The sequence below is a fragment of the Mesorhizobium sp. B2-3-13 genome (assembly GCF_006442195.1).
Classification (GTDB): Bacteria; Pseudomonadota; Alphaproteobacteria; order Rhizobiales; family Rhizobiaceae; genus Mesorhizobium; species Mesorhizobium salmacidum.
In genome coordinates, this window is sequence record NZ_VFVQ01000050.1 from 1 (window position 1) to 2838 (window position 2838).

Below are 2838 nucleotides of genomic sequence, written 5' to 3' on the forward strand. Positions count from 1 at the left end.
CACCTATACGGTCACCGACAGCGTCGGCAATTCCACCACGGGCACCATCACCGTCAACATCATCGACGACGTGCCGAAAGCCATCGGCACGGCCCAGCTCACGGCAAATGTCGATGAGGACGGCCTCCACAATGCCCAGTCTGTCGGCAATGTCGACAATCCCCAGCCCGACGGCGAAGTAGCCGGGACCAACTCGGCCATTGCCGCAGGCGCCGCCGGTGCCTTGAATCTTCTCGTCGATTTCGGTGCCGACGGTCCGAACCCGACATCGGCCTTTGGGCTGGTCACGCAAGCTGCTCCTTCCGACTCCGGTATCGACTCGAAGGGCGCGGATGTCCTGATTGTCTCCGACGGCACCACGCTCACCGGCTATGTCGATATCGGCGGCGGAGCCGGCTACCAGGCGGGCACGGACAGACCGGTGTTTACGCTGACTGTCGGCGCCGACGGCTCATACGTCTTCACGCTGATCGATCAGATCGACCATCCGACGCTGAACGGCGCCGTGGGTGACAATACGGAAAACACGCTTGCGAATGGCGGGATCGATTTTTCGTCATTCATCATTGCCAAGGATGGCGATGGCGACACCGTCGAACTGGCGGCCGGCACGTTCAAGGTCCAGGTGCTCGACGATGTTCCGCAGATCACCGCGCGGGATGCCACCACCACGACGACCACCACCACGGAAACGATCGTCTACACGCTGCAGGCCGGTAACACCGATGTTCGCGGCATGGACGGCGCCGGAAATCACGACATCAAGCTGTCCGGTGTCGACGTCAATGAGGGCGACAATTCCGTCAACACCACCGGCACCAAGATCGGCGTCGGCGACGGCCAGATCATCGATGGATACGAAACTCATCCAGGTGAGACCGGACCTGAAATCCTGACCATGGATTTCGTCAAAAACCTCGTGGTCACGGCCGACAATCCAAATCCGCCGATCATCACCGATAGCGGTTCCTATGATGTGTCGTCCGTCGCCTTCACCATAGACGTCGCCGAATCCAAGGGCATCGAGAGTGCGGTCCTGTTCATCGGCGCTAAGGATGGCGGCGTGTTCGAGCCGTTCACCGTGACGGTCAATGGCGTGCTCGCAGCCGGCACCGCCGTCTTCGAAGGCGGCGTGCAGGTCGGCTACGCCTTCGCCGGGGTACCGGATGGCGCTACCGTGGAAGTCGTGGGCAGCACCCCATTCGACCAGCTCAAGGTGGGCAATTACAACAACTTCACGTTCGATTCCAATGCGGGCGGCACCGATGCCACCTTGAGCGGCGGGAATCCGTTCAAGATCTTCGGCATCGAGGCGAAGATCGCGACCGTCACCACACAGACCGAGGTCTTCCGGGTCAGCCATGACGAATCCGCCGGCGTCAACAATTCCGCCGACCCCAATCCGGCCAACGATACGGCCCTGCCCCCGCCGGCTCTGGTCCAGGAGGCTGACGCGCTCGGCTATGCGAAATCGTCGGCAAGCGCGCTCGGGCTCTTCAACGCCTCGGTCGGCGCCGACGAAAATGCCACGTTCTCCTTCGCGGTGACCGATGCCAACGGAAATGCGCTCGTCAATGTCGATTCCGGACTGAAGACGATCGGTGGCGCCACAATACTGCTCTCGACGAACGCCGACGGCGTTCTCGTGGGGTCGGCCAACGGCGTCGACGTATTCAAGGTCTATGTCGACCCGACCGGCGCGGTCTGGATCGGCCAGTATCAACCGATCGCGCACAGCATCGATGGCGGCAGTGCGGCTGCCTTCGACGACATCGCGACCGTCGCCGCCGATCTGCACGTCAAGGCGACGATCACCGATTTCGACGGCGATTCGACCACCGCCGTTTCCCATGTCGCCCTGAGCGTCGAATTCCAGGATGACGGCCCGGCGGCCGTCAATGATCAGGATTCGGTGACCGAGGACGGACCGACGACGGCTGACGGCAATGTCGTTACCGGCACCGGCGGCAGCGACGCCAATATCACGGACGGCCACGCCGACCATCTTGGCAGCGACGGCTTCGGCGCGATCGCCTGGGATGGCGCTGTCACCAACCACGTCAACGGGATTTACGGCCAGCTGACAGTTGGCGCCGACGGCAGTTACAGCTATGTGCTCTATACGCAGGCTCAGAATCCGGCTGCCTATGCCGCTGTCCAGGGTCTCTCCGCGGGCCAGAGCCTGAGCGAAAGCTTCGGCTACACCGTGACGGATGGCGACGGCGACACTTCGCCGGCGTCCCTGACGATCACCGTCAACGGTGCTGATGATATCGTCACCATTTCAGGCCTGACGCCTCAGGCGGACGGCGGCGACGCAACGGTCGACGAGAAGGGACTGCCGCCACACGGATCCAATCCCGCAGGGTCGGGAGAATTGTCCGACAGCAATCCAAACAACAATTCCGACCATTCGGAAACCGCCGTCGGCACATTCGCCTTCACCTCGCCCGATGGTCTGGGATCGCTGCAGGTCGGCACGACCATCATCAGCTACGCCAATCTGGCCAATTCCGGTTCGGTTCCGGTCGTCATTGCCGGCGGCCCGATCTATGGCACACTCACGATCACGGGCTTCAGCGGAACAAACGCTGGTGGCACGGTCACCTACAGCTTCACGCTGACCGACAACGTTGCGCATCCGGGCGTGGGGATCACCGGCGCAGCTGACCAGCTTTTCGCCAACTATGGCGTTATCGTCACCGACGAGGATGGCAGTGCATCGAACTCGACGCTGTCGATCGCTATCAATGATGATGGACCGGTGGCGCAGAACTATACGGGAGCGACCTTCGCCGAGGGCACCGGCGCGCACGACATTGGCAATGCGGTGACGCT

General features: G+C 62.2%; 1 protein-coding gene. It reads left to right on the plus strand.

What is annotated here, in order from left to right; translation table 11 throughout:
- On the plus strand, positions 1–2838 hold a 2838-nt coding region (locus tag FJ941_RS28845; protein WP_210242239.1), incomplete at both ends, for a VCBS domain-containing protein.